This is a genomic window from Micromonospora sp. NPDC048935, assembly GCF_043197875.1.
Taxonomy (GTDB): Bacteria; Actinomycetota; Actinomycetes; order Mycobacteriales; family Micromonosporaceae; genus Micromonospora.
In genome coordinates this window covers 203,715-222,916 of sequence record NZ_JBICTZ010000003.1, presented here as the reverse complement: position 1 = coordinate 222,916, position 19,202 = coordinate 203,715, and the positions used below count along the sequence as shown (strand labels likewise).

Genomic DNA, 19,202 nt, shown 5'->3' with positions numbered 1-19,202 from the left:
CCGGAGTTGATCAAGGCCCGCCGAGGCCCGCCGAGGCTCGCCAGGCCCGCCCAGGCCCGCCAAGGCCCGCCTGGCCCACCGAGGCTGCGGGCGAGGAGTGGTGGTCGGGCTGGCCCACTGAGGCTCGGGCCGAGGAGCGGCCTGCTCGGCGAGGAGTCGGCGCTGGCTACGCGTGGGGGCGGGCAGATTGGGAACCCGCACCTCGACGGGGCGCGGTGCGCCTACGGTCTAGCGCTTGCCGCCCGGCACCCATAGCACGTCTCCCGCCGGATTTGCCGTTCTTGACAGGATAAAGAGCAGATCGGAGAGCCGGTTGAGATACTTTGCCGGGAGCGTGCTGGTTCGTTCCGGATCGTGGCTGACCAGCGCCCACGCTGCCCGTTCGGCACGCCGGGCGGTGGTCCGCGCGACGTGTAGCAGCGCCGCGCCCGCGGTGCCGCCGGGGAGGATGAAGGAGTCGAGCTTGCTCAGGCGTGCGTTGTACTCGTCGCACCAGCCCTCCAGGCGCTCGACGTACTCCTCGGTGACCCGCAGCGGCGGGTACTTCGGCTCCGGTTCGACAGGGGTGGACAGGTCGGCGCCGACGTCGAACAGGTCGTTCTGCACCGACCCCAGCACGGCCCGCAGTTCCTGGTCGAGCCCGCCCAGGGCGAGCGCGACGCCGATCGCCGCGTTGCACTCGTCGACATCCGCGTACGCGGCGATCCGTGGATCGGTCTTCGGCACCTGCTCGTTGTTGCTCAGCCTGGTCATGCCGGCATCGCCGGCCTTGGTGTAGATGCGCGTGAGGTGGACGGCCATGACGCACAGCCTACGGATTCCCGACCTGACGATCCCGGCGCGGCCGGACAGCGCCCCCAGTTGGCCGGTGGTGGTGGGCCCCGGCGACGCGGGCGACCCGGCGGTCAACGACGTCGACGTCATTCGGGTCCACGGTGACGTCCGGCTGGCCGGCACCGTGCACGTGGTCGGTGCCAAGAACTCGGCACTGAAGTTGATGGCGGCGGCGCTGCTCGCCCCGGGCCGCAGCGTGATCACGAACGTTCCCCGGATCACCGACATCGCGATCATGGGTGAGGTGCTGCGTCGGCTGGGCTGCGACGTCCGGTTCGACGCGGACGACCCGGTCGACCCGATGGTCGCCCGCGGCGGCGTGGCCCGGTCCCGTTCGGTGACCATCGACGTGCCCGAGCAGCCCGGCGCGGACGCCGACTACGACCTGGTCCGCCGGTTGCGCGCGTCGATCTGTGTGCTCGGCCCGCTGCTGGCCCGCCGGGGGTTCGTGCGGGTGGCCCATCCCGGCGGCGACGCCATCGGGTCACGGGGGCTGGACATGCACATCTCCGGGCTGACCCGGATGGGCGCGGAGATCTCCGGTGAACACGGCTTCGTCATCGCCTCCGCTCCGCACGGGCTGCGTGGGGCGGAGATCGTGCTGGACTTTCCCAGCGTTGGCGCGACCGAGAACCTGGTGATGGCGGCGGTGCTGGCCCAGGGCGTCACGATGATCGACAACGCGGCCCGGGAGCCGGAGATCGTCGACATCTGCACGATGCTCAACCAGATGGGCGCCCGGATCTCCGGCGCGGGCACGTCCACCCTGCGGATCACCGGAGCGCCGGGTCTGCACCCCGTCCGGCACGCCACGGTGGGGGACCGGATCGTCGCCGGCACCTGGGCGTTCGGGGCGGCGATGACCCGGGGCGACGTGACGGTGACCGGGCTGGATCCGGCGTACCTGGAGGTCGCGCTGGACAAGGTGGTCGCGGCCGGCGGCCTGGTGGAGACCCGGGGGGACGGCTTCCGGGTACGGATGGACGACCGGCCCCGGGCGGTGGACGTGGTGACGTTGCCGTATCCAGGCTTCGCCACCGACCTGCTGCCGATGGCGATCGGGCTGGCCGCGGTCAGCGACGGCGCCTCCCTGATCACCGAGAACATCTTCGACGGCCGGTTCATGTTCGCCAACGAGATGATGCGGCTCGGCGCGGACATCAAGACCGACGGGCACCACGCGGTGGTCCGTGGGCGGGGCCGGCTCTCCGGTGCCCCGGTCCAGGCGACCGACATCCGGGCCGGTGCCGGGCTGATCATCGCCGGGTTGTGTGCGCAGGGGGTCACCGAGGTCTCGCACGTGCATCACGTCGACCGGGGCTATCCGGACTTCGTGGCCGACCTGCGGGCGCTCGGGGTGGCGGTGGAGCGGGGCACCACGCCGGAGGAGCCGTCGCTGGAGATCTGACGCCCACCGGGCTTAGCCATCGTTCAGGCTCGCCGACTAGGGTGCAGGCAGGCACTCAATCGCAGCGAGGGAGAAGTAGATGGCGGGTCGACTCGCGGTCGTCGGGGCCGGGTTGATGGGCTCCGGCATCGCCCAGGTGGCGGCGCAGGCGGGCTGGCAGGTGACGCTGCGCGACCTGGACGACGCGGCCACCACCCGAGGGCTCGGCGGCATCCGGAAGTCACTGGAGAAGTTCGCCGAGAAGGGCAAGATCGAGGCGTCCGAGGTCGAGTCGACGCTGGCCCGGATCACCCCGACCACCGACCTGGAAGCGGCGGCGGACGCGGACATCGTGGTCGAGGCCGTCTTCGAGCGGCTGGAGATCAAGCACGAGGTGTTCCGCGCCCTCGACAAGATCTGCAAGGCCGACGCGGTGCTCGCCACCAACACCTCGGCCATTCCGGTCACCCAGATCGCCGCGGTGACCGAGCGGCCGGAGGCGGTGGTCGGCACCCACTTCTTCTCCCCGGTGCCGATGATGCAGCTCTGCGAGCTGGTCCGCGGTTACAAGACGAGCGACGCCACGCTGGCCACCGCACGGGCCTTCGCCGAGGAGGTCGGCAAGACGGTGGTGGTGGTCAACCGGGACACCGCCGGCTTCGTCACGACCCGGCTGATCACCGTGCTGGTCGCGGAGGCGGCCAAGCTGGTGGAGTCCGGTGTGGTGTCCGCCGAGGACCTGGACACGGCCTGCCGCCTGGGCTTCGGGCACGCGATGGGCCCGCTGGCCACCATCGACCTGACCGGCGTGGACGTGCTGCTGCACGCCATGAAGAACATCTACGCCGACACGGCCGACGAGAAGTTCTTCCCGCCGGAGCTGCTCCAGCGGATGGTCACCGCCGGTGACCTGGGCCGCAAGACCGGCAAGGGTTTCTACACGTACTGAACCGTGGCGACCGGGGCGGGCGCCCGCCCCGGTCGGCAGGTCAGCCGTCGCGCTTGGTGGTCCAGCGGAAGGTGGTCAGGCAGAGCACCACACCGATCACGCACCACAGGGCCAGCACCAGGGCGACCCGCCCCAGCTCGAACGAGCCTCCCGGCTCCTGGGCGCCGAAGCTCTCCGGCAGGAAGACCGATCGCAGGCCCTGGCACATCCACTTGAGCGGGAACAGCGCCGCGACCTGCTGCATCCAGGTGGGCAGGTCGGTGAAGACGAAGAACACCCCGGAGATGAACTGGAGCACCAGGGCGACCGGAGTGACCACCGCCGAGCCGCTGCGGGCGGTGCGGGCCAGCGACGAGATGGCGATGCCGCACAGCGTGCAGGCGGTCACCCCGAGCACGGCGACCCAACCGAAGGTCAACCACTTGCCGGCGGTGCCCGGCAGGTCGAGGTCGAACAGCGCCACCGCGACGGCCAGCAGCAGCGCGGTCTCGGCGATGCCGATCGCCACCACCATGATCACCTTGCCGGCGAACCAGACCCACTTGGGCATCGGGGTGCCCCGGTAGCGCTTGAGCACGCCCCGGTCCCGTTCGATCGGGATCCAGATGCCGAGGTTCTGGAAGCTCACCGTCATCAGGCCGGTCGCGATCATGCCGGTGATGAAGTATTGCGTGAACTTGACCCCGCCGCCGATCGTGCCATCGAAGATCGACGCGAAGATCAGGATCATGATGATGGGGAAACCCATCGTGAAGACCACGGACTCCCGGCTGCGCAGGAACTGGGTGATCTCCAGCCGGCCCTGGCGCAGGGCGAGCGCGCCGGCACCGGGCCGACGGCTGCGGGTCGCGGCGACCGGCGTCGCCGGCTTCGTCGTGGTCGTCATCGCGCGTGTCCGATCATGGTGAGGTAGACGTCCTCCAGGGTCGGCCGGGTCACCGTGAGCCCCGGAACCTCGCCGCCGTGGCGCGCGGCCAGATCGGCCACGAGGGCCGTCGGCGTCGCGCTCTGCGTGCTCTCCAGCACCCCGTCCGGGGTACGCCAGGAAACCGTCGCCAGGGCCTCCTGCCGGTTGCCCAGCTCGTTGGGGGCGGCCACCGCGACAAGCCGGCCGCCGGCGATCACGCCGACCCGGTCGGCGAGCGCCTCCGCCTCGTCCAGGTAGTGGGTGGTCAACACGATGGTGGTGCCGGCGGCGGCGAGGTCGCGGATCAGCTCCCAGAACTCGCGGCGGGCCTCCGGGTCGAAACCGGTGGTCGGCTCGTCGAGGAAGAGCAGCTCGGGGCGACCGATGATGCCCAGCGCCACGTCCAGGCGACGCCGCTGCCCACCGGAGAGGCTGTGCGTACGGGCCGTCGCCTTGTCGGCCAGCCCGACGCGCTCGATCACCTTGTCCGGGTCGTCCGCGTCCGGATAGAAGCCGGAGAAGTGCCGGATCACCTCGGCCACGGTCAGCTCGTCGAACTCGCCAGTGCCCTGGAGCACGATGCCGACGCGGGAGCGCCAGTCGGCGTCCGGGTGCGCCGGGTCGGTGCCGAGCACGGTGACCTCGCCGGCGTCGCGGCGTCGGTAACCCTCCAGGATCTCCACCGTGGTGGTCTTGCCGGCGCCGTTCGGGCCGAGCAACGCGAACACCTCACCGCGGTGGACGTCGAGGTCCACGCCCGCCACCGCGACGTTGTCGCCGTACGCCTTGCGCAGCCCCCGCACGGAGATGGCCAGCTCGTCATCCATGTCGCCAAGTGTGCGCCTGACCAGGCCGGCCCGGTGCCCCGGGGTGTGGCGGTGCGCGCCATCTCGGGCGTTTGCCACCCGGACAACCCCGACATGGACGTGTGTGGTTTTCCACAACCCGTTTTACCGAGGGGTAACTTAAACTCCGGCCATGGATGAGACGGCATATCCGGGGCGGCTGCCGGAGCGGGACCGGCCGTGGGTGATGCGCACCTACGCCGGCCACTCGTCGGCCACCGCGACCAACGCCCTCTTCCGCCGCAACCTGGCGAAGGGGCAGACCGGTCTCTCGGTCGCCTTCGACCTGCCCACCCAGACCGGGTACGACCCGGACCACGAGCTGGCAGCCGGTGAGGTCGGCCGGGTCGGCGTGCCGGTGGCCCACCTCGGCGACATGCGGGCGCTCTTCGACGGTCTCCCGCTCGCCGACATGAACACCTCGATGACCATCAACGCCCCGGCGATGTGGATGCTCGCCCTCTACGGCACCGTGGGGTTGGAACAGGGCGCCGACCTGACCCGCTGCGCCGGCACCACGCAGAACGACATCGTCAAGGAGTACCTGTCCCGGGGGACGTACATCTTCCCGCCGGCCGCGTCGCTGCGGCTGACCGCCGACGTGGTGGCGTACGCGCTGCGGGAGATGCCCCGGTGGAACCCGGTCAACATCTGCTCGTACCACCTCCAGGAGGCCGGCGCGACGCCCGTGCAGGAGGTCGGTTTCGCGCTGGCCACCGCGGTCGCCGTGCTCGACGCGGTCCGCGACTCCGGTCAGGTCCCGGCCGAGCGGATGGGCGACGTGGTGCAGCGGGTGTCGTTCTTCGTCAACGCCGGTGTGCGCTTCGTCGAGGAGATCGCCAAGATGCGCGCGTTCGGCGTGCTCTGGGACGAGATCACCCGGGACCGGTACGGGGTCACCGAGGCCAGACAACGGCGGTTCCGCTACGGCGTCCAGGTCAACTCGCTGGGTCTCACCGAGGCGCAGCCGGAGAACAACATCCAGCGCATCGTGCTGGAGATGCTCGGGGTGACGATGTCCCGCGACGCGCGGGCCCGCGCCGTGCAACTGCCCGCCTGGAACGAGGCGCTCGGACTGCCCCGCCCGTGGGACCAGCAGTGGTCGCTGCGGATGCAGCAGGTGCTGGCGTACGAGTCGGATCTGCTCGAATACCCCGACCTCTTCGCCGGCTCGCACGTGATGACCGCGCTCGTCGACGAGATCGTCACCGGAGCGCGGGTCGAGTTGGACAAGGTGCTGGAGTCGGGTGGTGTGGTCGCCGCCGTGGAGTCCGGCTATCTCAAGAGCGCGTTGGTCGCCTCGCTGGCCGAGCGCCGCAGCCGGATGGAGTCCGGCGCCGACGTGGTCGTCGGCGTCAACAGGTACGCCGAGACCGAGCCCTCCCCGCTGACCGCCGCCGGTGCGCAGGCCGTCGAGCGGGTGGACCCCGCGGTCGAGGCGGCCGCCGCTGCCGGCGTACACCGGTGGCGTGCCGACCGGGACGCGGACGCCGTCGACGCGGCCCTGGCCCGGCTCCGTGCGGACGCCGCGACCACCACCAGTCTGATGCCCGCCACCCTGGAGTGCGTGCGGGTCGGTGTGACCACCGGCGAGTGGGCCGGGGCGCTGCGGCAGGTCTTCGGCGAGTACCGGGCGCCGACCGGCCTGGCCGGTGCCGCCGGCAGCGGTGGCGACCCGGGCCTGGCCGCCGTCCGCGAGCGGGTCACCGCCACCGCCCGGGAGTTGGGCAGCGGCCGGCTGCGGCTGCTGGTCGGCAAACCCGGGCTGGACGGGCACTCCAACGGCGCGGAGCAGATCGCGGTACGCGCCCGCGACGCCGGCTTCGAGGTCGTCTACCAGGGCATCCGGCTGACCGCGGGGCAGATCGTCGCCGCCGCCGTCGAGGAGGACGTCGACCTGGTCGGGCTGTCCGTGCTCTCCGGATCGCATCTGGCCGCCGTGCCCGCCGTGCTGGACGGGCTGCGCGCCGCCGGCCGGGACGACCTGCCGGTGGTCGTGGGGGGCATCATCCCCGCCGGTGACGCCGACACCCTGCGGGCAGCCGGTGTGGCCCGGGTGTTCACCCCGAAGGACTTCGCCCTCACCGGCATCATCGACGACCTGGTGACTGTCATCCGACGCGCCAACGACCTGCCCTGACTGCTGTCGGTGGGTCAGCGGCCGGCGTAGGTCATGCAGTCGGCCAGGTCGTTGTCCGGGCCGACCCTGATCGAGGGCGCGTGGCACTCCAACTGCTCGTTGTGCCGACAGTCGGCCCGCTGGCAGGCGCCGACCTGGGCGGTCAGGCCGTCCACGCCACCCCGGACGGGCGACTCGACGAAGGTGTGGCAGTGGGCGTGGTCCATGCTGCCGATCGTGATCGCGAAGGCGTGGCAGTCACCCGACTGGTTGTACGCGCACGCGGCGACCACACACTCCTGGACCCGGGGCATCTCCAACGCTGCGGTCATGCCAGCCTCCTCTAGGTCTTTGCCCCGATCCTAGGCTTTTGTCATCCCGGGCCGCCTCGGTATGGCGGACCGCCGATCCGCCGCCCAGCGATCGAGCATCAGACGCGGAAGCCGGCGGCGCGGGCCGCCTCGCGTTCCCGGCGGCGTTCGGAGCGCCGGCGGAGGAACCAGTAGACGAAGACCACCAGGCCGAGCAGGAACGCCAGCACCAGCACCGGCAGGATGATCGCCACCAGGGAGACCACCACGCTTGTGGCGTCCTCGGCGGTGCTGGCCACCGGCGCACCGAACCCGGCGGTGGTGGCGTTGATGACCGGACGGGCCGCGGACTTGAGCAGGTGCACGCCCAGGGCCAGCAGCACGCCGGTGGCGACCGGCACCCACTGGTGGGACGAGAAGAAGCTCCCCGGGTCGCTGACCGTCACCGTCTCCGACGAGGAGCCGGCGCCGAAGGCCAGGCCGCCGGCGGTGGGTCGGACCAGGGTCTGCACCACGTCGTTGACGTGGTCGACCACCGGCACCTTGTCGGCCACCATCTCCACGGCGAGCAACACGGCCAGGATGACGATGACCCAGCCGTTGCCGAGCCAGGTCCAGCCGCTGGGAAGGTCGATCAGGTCGGTGTAGCGACCGAGTAGGCCGAGGGCGAGCAGGGGTATGTAGGCGTTCAACCCCGCTGAGGCGGCGAGGCCGGTGCCGGTGAGGACTTCGAACACGAACTCAGCATCGCATCGACGCGCCAGTGCCGCTCGGTGGCGACCGGTCGGTCCTCGGCTACCCTCGTCGGGTGCGGTTGGTCATTGCGAAGTGCTCGGTGGACTACGTCGGACGGCTCTCGGCTCACCTGCCGCCGGCCACCCGGTTGCTGATGGTGAAGGCGGACGGGTCGGTGTCGATCCATGCCGACGACCGGGCCTACAAGCCGTTGAACTGGATGAGCCCGCCATGTCGGCTGGAGGAGGCCCCCGGCGTGTGGCGGGTGGTCAACAAGGCCGGCGAGGAGCTGCGGATCACCCTGGAGGAGATCTTCCAGGACACCTCGTACGAACTGGGTGTGGACCCGGGCCTGCGCAAGGACGGGGTGGAGGCGCACCTACAGGAGTTGTTGGCCGCCAACCCGAGTGCGTTGGGTGAGGGGTTCACGCTGGTCCGCCGCGAGTACATGACGGCGATCGGCCCGGTCGACCTGCTGTGCCGGGACGCCAACGCCGGTGCGGTCGCCGTCGAGGTCAAGCGGCGGGGCGACATCGACGGTGTGGAGCAGTTGACCCGCTACCTCGAGTTGATGAACCGTGACCCGCTGCTCAGCCCGGTGGCCGGGGTCTTCGCCGCCCAGGAGATCAAGCCGCAGGCCCGGGTGCTCGCCGCCGACCGGGGCATCCGGTGCGTGGTCGTGAACTACGACCGGCTGCGGGGCATCGAGAAGGACGAACTGACGCTCTTCTGATCGGCTCACCCGGCGTTACGCACCGCGATCAACGACTTGGGCAGGCCGAACGCCCGCTCGACAAGCATCGTCGAGTCGGGGAAGTAGTGGCGCATCTGCGAACGGTCCAGTAGCTCGGTCCAGAGCACCTGGTGGATGGCGGCGTCGTGGCTGCGGGTCGGCTTGTGCCCCAACGGCCAACGCCGGGCCAACGCGGTGCGCAGTCGCACCGGGAGAAACTGCATCCCGGGCGCGATCCAGTGTGGCTCGATGGGGAAATAGCGGTAGGGCGTCTGCACCCAGTGCCGGTCGGCCATCGCCCGGGCGGCGGCGGAGAAGCGCAGCCGTCGTTCGTGCCCACCCACGTGCTCCAGCACGGAGTTGGAGAAGACCAGGTCGTAGTCACCCTTGGCGATGCGCGGAGGCAGGTTGCAGGCGTCGGCCTGCTCGACGTGGGCCCAGTCCGGCACGACGGCGGGCGGCCGCTCCAGGTTGACGACCGTCACCCGGGCCGGCCGGACTGTCGCGCGGTGCCAGGTGCCGAGCCGACCGCCCAGATCGACCACGTGCATGTCGCCGATCTCGGGAAAGGTGCGTGCCAACCAGTCCGAGCGGTGCCGACGCCGCCGCGCACTCCACGACTGGTCGCTGTCGACAAGGCGGTAGCGCAATCGATTGGGGCCCATTTAACGCAATGTACCGCCGTCGACACCGCGTATAAACATGCCGATACGCTGATCTTCGCCGAGATCGGTTATCCGACACTCATCTCCCGTACATCAGCTTGATGGCCTTGACCAGTCGTGCCACGTCGGTCGGGGTGCGCTCGAAGGTCATCGACGGCAACAGCGATCGGGCCCGCCGCCGGGTGACCGCCTTGGCCCGGCCGAACTCGCGCAGCCCGTCCTCCCCGTGGATCCGCCCGAAGCCGGAGTCGCCGACCCCGCCGAACGGCAGGGTGGACATGCCGGCGAAGGTCAGGGTGGAGTTGACCGAGGCCATTCCGGAGCGTAGCCGCCGCGCGATGGACACCGCGCGCCGCCGGCCGAAGACCGAACCTCCCAGGCCGTACGGCAGGGCGTTGGCGCGGGTGACGGCCTCGTCGGCGTCGCGGACCCGGCTGATGGTCAGCGTGGGGCCGAAGGTCTCCTCGCGAACGGCGGCCGACTCCTCCGGGACGTCCACGAGCACCGTCGGGTGGACGTACGGCGGCTGCACCGCGCTCGGGCCGCCCAGCACCGCGCGTCCGCCGGAGGTGATCGCGGCGTCGATGTGCCGGCGGATCATGTCGATCTGCTGGGGCATGGTGATCGGGCCGAGGTCGGTGCCCTCCGGCCCGACGGTCAGCCGACCGGCGCGGGTGACCACCTTGTCGACGAAGGCATCGAAGACCGAGTCGACGGCGTAGACCCGTTCGATGCCGATGCAGGTCTGGCCCGCGTTGGTCATGCCGCCCCAGACGCATGCCTCGGCGGCGGCGTCCAAGTCGGCGTCGCTGTCGACGATCATGGCGTCCTTGCCGCCGCCCTCGATCAGCACCGGGGTCAACGTCTCGGCGCAGGCGGCCATCACCTTGCGGGCGGTGACGGTCGAGCCGGTGAAGGCCAGCTTGTCGACCCCGGAGTGGCACAGTGTGGCACCAACGTCGCCCAGCCCGTGCACGGCGGCGAACACCGGCTGCTCGGGCACCACCTCGGCGAAGCTGTCCACCAGCCACTGGCCGGCGGCGGGCGTGTACTCACTGGGCTTGAGCACCACGCCGTTGCCGGCGGCCAACGCGTACGCGGCGGAACCGATCGGCGTGAAGACCGGATAGTTCCACGGGCCGATCACGCCGACCACGCCGTACGGCTGGTATTCGAGGTGCGCGGAGAACTCGGCGAGGATGAGCCGGGACCGCATCCGGCGCGGGCCGAGCACGCGGTTGGCGTTGCGGGCGGCCCAGTCGATGTGCTCGATCGCGGTGACGACCTCGACGATGGCGTCGGCGACCGGCTTGCCACCCTCGACGTGCACCAGCTCGGCCAGCTCCTCGATGCGTTTGGCCAGCAGGGCACGCCACCGCAGCATCCGTTCGCGGCGGTCGGTGAAGCCGAGCCCGGCCCACCACCCGCCGGCGGCGCGGGCGTCCTCGACGGCCCGCCGCACGTCGGCCTCGGTCGCGACGGGGAAGCGGCCGGCCTCGGCGCCGGTGGCCGGGCTGGTGGAGACGAGCCGACCCGCCTCGATGATCGGAAGACCCGGGACACGCACAGCCGTCATGGCGGAAGTCTAGACCCGAGGATTACTCACCGGTAGGTCCGGATCGTAACCGTCCGGCCCACCATCGGGCCGCTTCGCCTGGTCGTTTATCAGGGCAGGTCAGGCCGTTGGTGACGAGCGCGGTCCGCCCGAACCGTCGAACGGCAGGTGGCCGGGAGGTGACGAGGAGCTGACCGGCCGGTCGGTATCGATGATTACCGTCTGGTGGCAGGCTGACGCGCGGAGTGACGGTGTGGGGTGGAGGGCTGAGTGTCCATGGAGGAACTTCCGGAACTTATGCCGCTGTTGACGGTGGCGGGTGGGCCGATGCGCGGAGCGAGCTTCCGACTTCGAGTCCAACCGCAGGTGGTCGGCCGTGCGCCGACCGGTCACGTCGTCATCAGCGACCCGCATCTGAGCCGCCGCCACGCGGAGGTGTGGTTGGCCCCGGAGGGCCCGTCGCTGCGGGACCTTGGCTCGACGAACGGCACCTGGCTCAACGACCGCCGGATAACCGAGGTGGAGCGGCTCTCCGACGGCGACGTGATCCGACTCGGCCGTACCGAGCTGCGCCTGTTCGACCCGGGGGTGGCACACACCGACCCGGTGGGGCTCAGCTTCGGGCCGTCCCGGCGGGACGTCCGACCGACCCTTCCGCTGCCGTTGGCCACGCAGCCGGGCGCCCGGCGCTGACCGGAGACCCGGGTGCGGCCCACACCTGGGCCGCACCCGGGGTGGCTCCTCGGCACCTGGACCGGCCCCGGCGGGCGTGGCAGCATGCCGCGGATGGAAACCGAGCAGCGGATCGTGACGGCCAACGGCATCACCCAGGCGGTCCGGGTGGCCGGCCCGCCGGACGGCACCCCGGTGCTGCTGATCCACGGCAACTGCTCGTCCGCGCTGTTCTGGGAGCCGCTGGTCCGGCGGCTGCCGCCGACGCTGCGGGTGGTCGCCCCCGACCTGCGGGGGTACGGCGACTCCGCGACGGCCCCGGTGGACGCCACCCGCGGCCTGCGGGACTTCGCCGACGACGTGGCCGCCCTGCTGGACGACCCGACGCTCTTCGGTGCCGGCGACACCCGCCCGGTGGTGGTCGGTCACTCCCTCGGTGGGGGAGTGGCGATGCGACTGCTCGTCGACAACCCACACCGGGTGGGCGCGTTGTTGCTCGCGGCGCCGGTCTCCCCGTACGGCTTCGGTGGCACCCGCGACCTGACCGGCACGCCGACCACCCCCGACTTCGCCGGCACCGGCGCCGGCACGGCAAATCCGGACTTCGTCGCCCTGCTCGCCGCCGGCGACCGGAGCGCGGACACTCCGGCCAGCCCACGCGCCGTCCTGCGAGCCACCTATGTGGCCGATCCCGCCGCGCTGGGCGACGACGAGGACCTGCTGCTGGACACCGTGCTCTCCACCGCCACCGGGGACGACAACTACCCGGGCACGGCGGAGCCGTCGGAGAACTGGCCGGGCACCGCCCCGGGCACGCGCGGGGTGCTCAACGCGCTCGCGCCGACCCACTTCCGGCTCGCCGACGAGCTGGTGGCCGTCGCCGCGAAGCCTCCGATCACCTGGGTACGCGGCGACGCCGACGTCATCGTCTCGGACACCTCGCTGTTCGACCTGGGGTACCTGGGTTCGTTGGGTCTCGTGCCCGGCTGGCCCGGCGAGGAGGTCTGCCCGCCGCAGCCGATGATCGGCCAGACCCGGTCGGTGCTGGAGCGGTACGCGGCGGCCGGCGGCACGTACCACGAGGTGGTGTTGCCCGGGTGCGGGCACAGCCCGCACCTGGAGCGCCCGGCGGAGTTCGTCGCGGAACTGCTGGCCCTGACCACCGGTCCCGCCGCGTAGGGTCGCGTCACGTCGCCGCGGTGAAATAGGCCACGGCGTCTCGACAACCATGCGTCGCGTGGCAGACTCGCGCGCATAGCCTTAGCGGCCGTTCAGGGGCCGTGCGGAGTGTCTGGGGAGGCCGATCGTGGCGCGCGAGTTCAGCACCGTGGGCGTGGTGGGGCTGGGCACCATGGGTGCCGGCATCGTCGAGGTCTTCGCCCGCAACGGTATCGACGTGGTGGCGGTCGAGATCTCCGAGCCGGCGCTGGATCGCGGCCGAGCCACCCTGACCCGCTCCACCGACCGGGCGGTCGCCAAGGGCAAGCTCGCCGTGGCGGACCGCGACGCCCTGCACGAGCGGGTGCACTTCGCGGTCGGGCTGGACGCGCTGCACTCCGTCGACCTGGTCATCGAGGCGGTGCCCGAGCACCTGGACCTCAAGCAGCGGATCTTCGCGGAGCTGGACCGGGTCTGCCGGCCGCAGGCCATCCTCGCCACCAACACCTCGTCGCTGAGCGTCACCGAGATCTCGGTGGCCACCACCCGGCCCAACCAGGTGATCGGCATCCACTTCTTCAACCCCGCGCCGGTGATGAAGCTTGTCGAGGTGGTCCGCACGGTCGTCACCGCACCCGAGGTGGTCGCCGACGTCGAGGCGCTCTGCACCCGCCTCGGCAAGGTCGACGTCACCATCAACGACCGGGCCGGCTTCATCGCCAACGCGCTGCTCTTCGGCTACCTCAACCACGCGGTCGCCATGGTCGAGTCGCACTACGCCGCCCGGGAGGACATCGACGCCGCGATGAAGCTCGGCTGCGGCCTGCCGATGGGCCCGCTCGCGTTGATGGACCTGATCGGCCTGGACACCGCGTACGAGATCCTGGACACCATGTACCGGCGCGGCGGGCGGGACCGCCGGCACGCCCCGGTGCCGCTGCTCAAGCAGATGGTGACCGCGGGGCTGCTCGGCCGGAAGTCCGGTCGGGGCTTCTACACCTACGAACGGCCCGGCTCGCCGGTGGTCGTACCGGATGAGGCGACGCCGCCGGCCACGGAGTCGGCGCTCGCCGACGGCGCGCGCGCCATCGCGAAGGTGGGCATTGTCGGCTCCGGAACGATGGCCACCGGGATCATCGAGGTCTTCGCGAAGGCCGGCTACGAGGTCGTGTCGGTGGCCCGTGGCCTGGAGAAGTCCGCGACGCTCCGCGAGGCGGTGCGGACCTCGCTGAACGAGGGCGTGGTGCGCGGCAGGCTCGCCGAGGCCGACCGGGACGCCGCGCTCGGCCGGATCAGCTGGTCGGCGGCGCTCGACCACCTCGCCGACGTCGACCTGGTGGTCGAGGCGGTCGTCGAGGAGTTGAGCGTGAAGAAGGCGCTCTTCGCGAGCCTCGACGAGATCTGCAAGCCGGGCGTGGTGTTGGCCACCACGACCTCCTCGCTGCCGGTGATCGACGTGGCGATGGCCAGCCACCGACCGGCCGACGTGGTGGGGCTGCACTTCTTCAACCCGGCGCCGGTCATGCCCCTGGTCGAGGTGGTCCGCACGATCCGCACCTCCCCGGAGGCCACCGCCACCGCCCGCGCCGTCTGCGCCACGCTCGGCAAGACCGGTGTGGTCTGCGAGGACCGGTCCGGGTTCATCGTCAACGCGCTGCTCTTCCCCTACCTCAACGACGCGGTGAAGATGCTGGAGGCCAGCTACTCGACGGCCGACGACATCGACCACGCCATGAAGCTGGGCTGTGGCTACCCGATGGGCCCGTTCGAGCTGCTCGACGTGGTCGGGCTGGACGTCGCGCTGGCGATCCAGCGCGAGCTGTACCTGGAGTTGCGCGAGCCGGGCTTCGCGCCCGCGCCGCTGCTGGAGCATCTGGTCACCGCCGGCTACCTGGGTCGCAAGGCCCGTCGCGGTTTCCGCGACCACTCGCACCGTTGAGCGGGTAAACGCCACGGGGCACCCAGGGCGTCTGCAGGGTGTGACCTTCGAGGAGTACGTCAGCAGCCGGGGACCGGCGCTGGTCCGGCTCGCCCGGCTGCTGACCGGTGACGAACACCGGGCCGAGGACCTCACCCAGGAGGTGCTGTCCCAGGCGTACGTGCGGTGGCGCAGGATCGCCCGCGCCGACCGGCCCGACGTGTACGTGCGTCGCATGCTCGTCAACGCCAACAACTCCTGGTGGCGCCGACGATCGAGTCGCGAGCTGGTCGTCGGGTCCTTCGCCGAGCGGGCGCACCGTGGCGACCTCGGCGGCGAGGCGGCCGATCGGGACGAGATGTGGCGGCTGATCCTCGGCCTGCCCGACCGTCAGCGGGCGGTGCTGGTGCTGCGTTACTACGAGGACCTCGACGACCAGACCATCGCCCAGATCCTGGACTGCTCACCGGTCACCGTCCGCACCCACGCGATGCGGGCGCTCGCCAACCTCCGGGAGCGCTGCGGTGCCCCGGCCACGAACGGGAGCCGACCGTGACAGACCTCGACCAGCGGATCGACCAGACGCTGCGCGAGCACGCCGAGGGCACCGTGGACACCGATCGGCTGCTGGCCGTCGCGGTGTCCCGGGGCCGGGCCCGGATCCGCCGCCGCCGCCGCACCACCGCTGCCACGGTGCTGGGGGTGGTCGTACTCGGCGCGGGTGTGGCCCTCGGCCCGGTGAACCTCTCCGGCTCCGGCCTGGACGTCGTCATTCCAGGGCTGGGCCTGCCGGGTGACGCGGTGCAGGCCGTGACGCCGCCCCGGCTCGACGGCGTAGCGGGTGCGGCCGCCCGACCCGACCTGGTCGGCGCGGACCCGGACGTGCTGCACTTCGGGTTCGCCCCGGACGGCCCCCGATACATCTCCTGGTCGGTGCAGAGCGGCGTGGAGATGGCGCGGCTCGACATCGACGGGCGCGCCGTCACCCTGGAACTGGCCGCCTCCGCGGACGCCCTGCCCCTGCGCGCCCAGGGCCTGCCGGCCCTGGTGCCGGAGTTGGTGAAGGACGGCGTCTACGACGGGTCGGTGTCGCACGCCGAGGGGCCCTACGGCGTGCTGGCGTGGCTGCGACACTGGCAACCCGCCCCCGGGGTGTACGCGCGGGCCAGCGGCAGCGGCCCGGACGAGCGGGACCTGTTCGCCGTGGCCGACGCGCTGCGGCTCGACCAGGCGCACCGTTGCGGTGGCCCGCTGCGGCTCACCACGCTGCCGGCGGGCACACGGCTCACGAGGTGCGAGGTGACTGTGGCACCGTTCCCGGCGGCGTTCGGCGTGCAGATGATGGTCTCCGGGGGCAGCCCGGGCGCGATCCAGGTCGAGTTGCAGTACGCCGTCGGCATCGCCGGGGCCCGCACCGAGGGAAACCGGACCGTCGGTGGCAAACCGGCGCATGTCGACCGCCGGAGCGGAGAACTCGAGCTGCTCGGCTTTCCCAAGGCCCACCTGACCGCCAACTTCGGCTGGCCGGCACAGGGGTACGACGAGGAGGACGCGGCGACGGTGCTGGGCGGGGCGCAGGTCGCCGAGCCGCTGGACGAGCCCACGTCCTGGTGACCGGCCGGGCCGCTCCGCCAGACGGACCGTACGCTTGGTGACTGTGAGCCCCCGTCGCAATCGCCCTCGCCGGGACGAGAACGCCAACCTGGACGCCGACCGGGTCCGGCAGGGTGTCGCCTCGGTGCAGCAGTGGGCCGACGGCGCCTGGCAGGTACGCGGGATCGGCGCCGGGGCGTCCGTCAAGACGTACCGCTGCCCCGGCTGTGACCAGGAGATCCCACCCGGAGTGGCGCACCTGGTGGCCTGGCCGGCCGACGGCCTGGGTGACCTGACCGACCGACGGCACTGGCACAGCGGCTGCTGGCGAGCCCGGGACCGGCGCGGGCCGGCGGTGCAACGCGGCCGGGGCACGCCTCGCTACTGAGCGACTCGGCCGGGGTGTCCCGCGCGACGGCCCGGTGGCCCGCCGGGGTGCCGCACGCCGCGGCGTAGCGACCTGGATCACGCTGTTTGCGCCTGGGCGGGCGGCGGCGGTGACTTCGCGACAGACTTGGGCGGTGAGCACAGCGATTCGCGCGTCGTCGATCCTGCCCGGCCGCCGGGAGGACATCGAGCTGCACACCGCCGACGGTCTGCGGCTGGTCGGTGAGCTGGCCCTGCCGGCCGACCGGCCGCCGGTGGCCACCCTGGTCTGCCTGCATCCGCTGCCCACCCACGGCGGAATGATGGACAGCCACGTCTTCCGTAAGGCGGCCTGGCGGCTGCCCGCCCTCGCCGACCTGGCCGTGCTGCGGTTCAACACCCGGGGCACCAGCAGCCTGCGCGGCACCAGCGAGGGAGCGTTCGACGGCGCGGTGGGCGAGCGGTACGACGTGGCCGCCGCCATCGAGTACGCGGAGTTCGCCGAGCTGCCCAACATCTGGCTCGTCGGCTGGTCGTTCGGCACCGACCTGGCCCTGAGGTACGGCTGCGACCCGGCGATCGCCGGGGCCATCCTGCTCTCCCCGCCGCTGCGCTTCTCGACACCTGCGGACCTGGCCACCTGGGCCACCTCGGGTCGGCCGTTGACGGCGCTGGTGCCGGAGTTCGACGACTACCTGCGTCCGACCGAGGCGCGGGAGCGGTTCGCCGCGGTGCCGCAGGCCGAGGTGGTCGGTGTGCCGGGCGCCAAGCACCTCTGGGTGGGCGACGCGGAGACGGTGCTCGACGAGATCGTCCGGCGGGTCAACCCGGCCGTCGAGGTGCCACTGCCGACGACCTGGGACGGCCCCATGGAGTCCGGCGACGTCAGCGCGTACGCCGACCGGACGGTGGCCTCGTTCGCCGACACGGCCGTCCCCGGCCCCGCCGCCGGCAAGGCCGACTGACCGTCGCGCGGCGGGCGCGGCGGCGCGGCGGGTCTGCCCCGCGGCGTGCGGGTCAGCGGGTCTCCTGCCGGGGCAGCACCACCTCGCGCAGGATCAGCTGTAGCGCGGCCACCGTGGGGATGGCGATCAGCGCGCCCACCACGCCCAGCAACGCCACCCCGAGCAGCGCGGCCAGCAGGGCGGCCACCTCGTTGACCTCCACCGAACGCCGCATCACCTTCGGGTAGATCAGGTAGTTCTCCACCTGCTGGTAGATGAGGAAGAAGACCGCGCAGGCGATGCCGGCCCGCAGGTCGGTGGCGAAGCCGACCAGACTCACGATCACCGCGCCGAGGGTGGCGCCGATCTGCGGGATCAGGTCGGTCACCGCGACCACCACGGCCAGCGCGAACGGGTACGGCAGATCGACGATCAGCGCGAAGACGAACGTGGTCGCGCCGGCCAGCACCGCGATGCTCAGCGCACCCACCATGTACGCCCCGACCTTGGCCAGAATCTCGTCGCCGATCAGCTGCACCCGCTCCCGCCGCGACCGGGGCACCAACGAGTAGCCCAGGGAGCGCAGCTTGTTGAAGTAGGCCAGGAAGTAGATGGTCAGCACCAGCACGGTCAGCGTCCGGAACACCGTGCCGAAGATCAGTTGAGCGCCGCCCAGCACCCCGCCGAGCGCCCGGCCGACGGTGTCCGCGTTGGCGGCGCCCTGCACGCGCTCCACCACGTCGTACCGTTCCATCAGGTCACTGACCGTCGGACTGCGCCGCAACTCCGCGAGCAGGTTCGGGATCTGGTCGATGAACTGCCCCGACTGCGTCACGATCGGCGGGACCAGCGCCCACACGCCCCCACAGAGCAGCAGCACCACGGTCAGCGCGACCGCCGCCACCGCCAGGCCGTGCGGCACGCCCCAGCGGCGTAGCCGGACCACCGCCGGGTTGAGGCCGACCGCCAGGAAGAGCGCGATCACCACAAGCACCAGGATGCCGCCGGCATTGCGAATCCCCAGATAGAGGGTGTACGCCAGCAGCACGCCCAGCCCGCCGGTGAAGCCGATCAGGAAACTGTTGCGGCGCAGCGGGCGCCCAGGTGTGCCGAATTTGCCGGACGGGACCGCCAGCGCCTCATCGGGGTCGGTGCCCGGAGCGGGGACCGGCACCGGCGGTGGTGTCTCCGCCGAGGGCGGCGTCTCCGCCGGTAGGGGACCGGTGGTCAGGTCCGGGTTGTCGCCGGACGGGTCGTGCTGCGGCACCAGGGACCTCCCGGCTCAGGGGGTGGGGCGACGGGCGGCGGTCACGAACGCCCGCCACACGGCCGGCGCGAACACCAGCACCGGGCCGGTCGGGTCCCTGCTGTCCCGCATCCCCACCTCGACACACTCTCCGTTGCCGCCACGGCTGGGCGTGCGCCAGCGTGCACCGGTCAGGTCCATGAGGTCACAACTTCCTTCATCAGTTCGATCGACTGGCGGCGGGACAACGCACCGTTTCTGATCA

20 protein-coding genes are annotated in these 19,202 nt (G+C 71.6%); 11 read left to right on the top strand and 9 right to left on the bottom strand.

What is annotated here, in order from left to right:
- Positions 1-228: 228 nt before the first annotated feature.
- A complete protein-coding gene (locus tag ACGFIW_RS11655) occupies positions 229-801 on the bottom strand; it encodes a cob(I)yrinic acid a,c-diamide adenosyltransferase (RefSeq protein ID WP_393313278.1) in 573 nt (190 codons plus the stop codon).
- Between ACGFIW_RS11655 and murA the strand changes: the two genes are divergently transcribed.
- The gene (gene murA / locus ACGFIW_RS11650) at positions 800-2,242 is read left to right on the top strand and encodes a UDP-N-acetylglucosamine 1-carboxyvinyltransferase (protein ID WP_393313275.1); all 1,443 of its coding nucleotides are present in this window, start codon (positions 800-802) and stop codon (positions 2,240-2,242) included. The genes ACGFIW_RS11655 and murA overlap by 2 nt on opposite strands.
- Before the next feature lie 79 nt (positions 2,243-2,321).
- Positions 2,322-3,170: a 3-hydroxyacyl-CoA dehydrogenase family protein gene (locus ACGFIW_RS11645; RefSeq protein ID WP_393313274.1), complete on the top strand. Its 849-nt coding sequence runs from the start codon at positions 2,322-2,324 to the stop codon at positions 3,168-3,170.
- A 40-nt stretch (positions 3,171-3,210) separates the two neighbouring features.
- Here the strand turns inward: ACGFIW_RS11645 and ACGFIW_RS11640 are convergent, their stop codons facing one another.
- A complete protein-coding gene (locus tag ACGFIW_RS11640; RefSeq protein WP_393313271.1) occupies positions 3,211-4,056 on the bottom strand; it encodes an ABC transporter permease in 846 nt (281 codons plus the stop codon).
- The gene (locus tag ACGFIW_RS11635; RefSeq protein ID WP_393313268.1) at positions 4,053-4,904 is read right to left on the bottom strand and encodes an ABC transporter ATP-binding protein; all 852 of its coding nucleotides are present in this window, start codon (positions 4,902-4,904) and stop codon (positions 4,053-4,055) included. The genes ACGFIW_RS11640 and ACGFIW_RS11635 overlap by 4 nt, the downstream gene beginning before the upstream one ends.
- 151 nt (positions 4,905-5,055) lie before the next feature.
- Between ACGFIW_RS11635 and ACGFIW_RS11630 the strand changes: the two genes are divergently transcribed.
- Positions 5,056-7,062 (top strand): protein meaA, encoded by a 2,007-nt coding sequence (locus tag ACGFIW_RS11630; protein WP_393313265.1) that lies wholly within the window; start codon positions 5,056-5,058, stop codon positions 7,060-7,062.
- Positions 7,063-7,076: 14 nt separating this feature from the next.
- Here the strand turns inward: ACGFIW_RS11630 and ACGFIW_RS11625 are convergent, their stop codons facing one another.
- The gene (locus ACGFIW_RS11625) at positions 7,077-7,373 is read right to left on the bottom strand and encodes a DUF1540 domain-containing protein (protein ID WP_393313263.1); all 297 of its coding nucleotides are present in this window, start codon (positions 7,371-7,373) and stop codon (positions 7,077-7,079) included.
- A 98-nt stretch (positions 7,374-7,471) separates the two neighbouring features.
- Positions 7,472-8,089 (bottom strand): DUF4126 domain-containing protein, encoded by a 618-nt coding sequence (locus ACGFIW_RS11620; protein ID WP_393313260.1) that lies wholly within the window; start codon positions 8,087-8,089, stop codon positions 7,472-7,474.
- A gap of 71 nt (positions 8,090-8,160) precedes the next feature.
- On the opposite strand from ACGFIW_RS11620, the gene nucS reads away from it, so the two are divergent.
- Positions 8,161-8,820, top strand: coding sequence for an endonuclease NucS (gene nucS / locus ACGFIW_RS11615; protein ID WP_357066911.1), 660 nt, complete (start codon positions 8,161-8,163; stop codon positions 8,818-8,820).
- Positions 8,821-8,825: 5 nt separating this feature from the next.
- On the opposite strand, the gene ACGFIW_RS11610 is transcribed toward nucS, so the two are convergent.
- Together ACGFIW_RS11610 and ACGFIW_RS11605 are read right to left on the bottom strand one after the other, a co-directional pair.
- Positions 8,826-9,485, bottom strand: a complete 660-nt coding sequence (locus tag ACGFIW_RS11610; protein WP_393313256.1) for a methyltransferase domain-containing protein — start codon at positions 9,483-9,485, stop codon at positions 8,826-8,828.
- A gap of 79 nt (positions 9,486-9,564) precedes the next feature.
- Entirely contained in the window at positions 9,565-11,061 is a 1,497-nt protein-coding gene (locus tag ACGFIW_RS11605) for an aldehyde dehydrogenase family protein (protein WP_393313253.1), read from the bottom strand.
- Positions 11,062-11,316: 255 nt separating this feature from the next.
- Here ACGFIW_RS11605 and ACGFIW_RS11600 point away from each other — a divergent pair, with 255 nt between their 5' ends.
- The 7 genes from ACGFIW_RS11600 to ACGFIW_RS11570 all read left to right on the top strand — a co-directional run bounded on the left by ACGFIW_RS11600 (position 11,317) and on the right by ACGFIW_RS11570 (position 17,712).
- The gene (locus ACGFIW_RS11600; RefSeq protein ID WP_393313250.1) at positions 11,317-11,733 is read left to right on the top strand and encodes an FHA domain-containing protein; all 417 of its coding nucleotides are present in this window, start codon (positions 11,317-11,319) and stop codon (positions 11,731-11,733) included.
- Between the two features lie 84 nt (positions 11,734-11,817).
- Positions 11,818-12,891, top strand: coding sequence for an alpha/beta fold hydrolase (locus ACGFIW_RS11595; RefSeq protein WP_393313247.1), 1,074 nt, complete (start codon positions 11,818-11,820; stop codon positions 12,889-12,891).
- A gap of 127 nt (positions 12,892-13,018) precedes the next feature.
- Positions 13,019-14,809 (top strand): 3-hydroxyacyl-CoA dehydrogenase family protein, encoded by a 1,791-nt coding sequence (locus ACGFIW_RS11590; RefSeq protein WP_393313244.1) that lies wholly within the window; start codon positions 13,019-13,021, stop codon positions 14,807-14,809.
- A gap of 40 nt (positions 14,810-14,849) precedes the next feature.
- Complete coding sequence (locus ACGFIW_RS11585; protein ID WP_393313241.1) at positions 14,850-15,344, top strand: SigE family RNA polymerase sigma factor; 495 nt, start codon at positions 14,850-14,852, stop codon at positions 15,342-15,344.
- Positions 15,341-16,402: a hypothetical protein gene (locus ACGFIW_RS11580; RefSeq protein WP_393313238.1), complete on the top strand. Its 1,062-nt coding sequence runs from the start codon at positions 15,341-15,343 to the stop codon at positions 16,400-16,402. The genes ACGFIW_RS11585 and ACGFIW_RS11580 overlap by 4 nt, the downstream gene beginning before the upstream one ends.
- 37 nt (positions 16,403-16,439) lie before the next feature.
- Positions 16,440-16,769 carry a hypothetical protein gene (locus tag ACGFIW_RS11575; protein ID WP_357554894.1) on the top strand — a complete coding sequence of 110 codons (330 nt, stop codon included), beginning with the start codon at positions 16,440-16,442 and terminating at the stop codon, positions 16,767-16,769.
- Positions 16,770-16,902: 133 nt separating this feature from the next.
- Positions 16,903-17,712, top strand: coding sequence for an alpha/beta hydrolase (locus ACGFIW_RS11570; RefSeq protein ID WP_393313235.1), 810 nt, complete (start codon positions 16,903-16,905; stop codon positions 17,710-17,712).
- A 52-nt stretch (positions 17,713-17,764) separates the two neighbouring features.
- Here the strand turns inward: ACGFIW_RS11570 and ACGFIW_RS11565 are convergent, their stop codons facing one another.
- Positions 17,765-18,958, bottom strand: coding sequence for an AI-2E family transporter (locus tag ACGFIW_RS11565; protein ID WP_393313233.1), 1,194 nt, complete (start codon positions 18,956-18,958; stop codon positions 17,765-17,767).
- Between the two features lie 15 nt (positions 18,959-18,973).
- The gene (locus ACGFIW_RS11560; RefSeq protein WP_393313230.1) at positions 18,974-19,138 is read right to left on the bottom strand and encodes a DUF397 domain-containing protein; all 165 of its coding nucleotides are present in this window, start codon (positions 19,136-19,138) and stop codon (positions 18,974-18,976) included.
- Positions 19,139-19,202: the final 64 nt, after the last annotated feature.

Excerpts from the sequence above, each read along its gene's own strand:
- murA (WP_393313275.1), top strand. The coding sequence starts at position 800 with ATGACGCACAGCCTACGGATTCCCGACCTGACGATCCCGGCGCGGCCG.
- ACGFIW_RS11655 (WP_393313278.1), bottom strand. The coding sequence starts at position 801 with ATGGCCGTCCACCTCACGCGCATCTACACCAAGGCCGGCGATGCCGGC.
- ACGFIW_RS11645 (WP_393313274.1), top strand. The coding sequence starts at position 2,322 with ATGGCGGGTCGACTCGCGGTCGTCGGGGCCGGGTTGATGGGCTCCGGC.
- ACGFIW_RS11595 (WP_393313247.1), top strand. The coding sequence starts at position 11,818 with ATGCCGCGGATGGAAACCGAGCAGCGGATCGTGACGGCCAACGGCATC.
- ACGFIW_RS11630 (WP_393313265.1), top strand. The coding sequence starts at position 5,056 with ATGGATGAGACGGCATATCCGGGGCGGCTGCCGGAGCGGGACCGGCCG.
- ACGFIW_RS11600 (WP_393313250.1), top strand. The coding sequence starts at position 11,317 with ATGGAGGAACTTCCGGAACTTATGCCGCTGTTGACGGTGGCGGGTGGG.
- ACGFIW_RS11625 (WP_393313263.1), bottom strand. The coding sequence starts at position 7,373 with ATGACCGCAGCGTTGGAGATGCCCCGGGTCCAGGAGTGTGTGGTCGCC.
- ACGFIW_RS11605 (WP_393313253.1), bottom strand. The coding sequence starts at position 11,061 with ATGACGGCTGTGCGTGTCCCGGGTCTTCCGATCATCGAGGCGGGTCGG.
- ACGFIW_RS11635 (WP_393313268.1), bottom strand. The coding sequence starts at position 4,904 with ATGGATGACGAGCTGGCCATCTCCGTGCGGGGGCTGCGCAAGGCGTAC.
- ACGFIW_RS11640 (WP_393313271.1), bottom strand. The coding sequence starts at position 4,056 with ATGACGACCACGACGAAGCCGGCGACGCCGGTCGCCGCGACCCGCAGC.
- ACGFIW_RS11560 (WP_393313230.1), bottom strand. The coding sequence starts at position 19,138 with ATGGACCTGACCGGTGCACGCTGGCGCACGCCCAGCCGTGGCGGCAAC.
- ACGFIW_RS11610 (WP_393313256.1), bottom strand. The coding sequence starts at position 9,485 with ATGGGCCCCAATCGATTGCGCTACCGCCTTGTCGACAGCGACCAGTCG.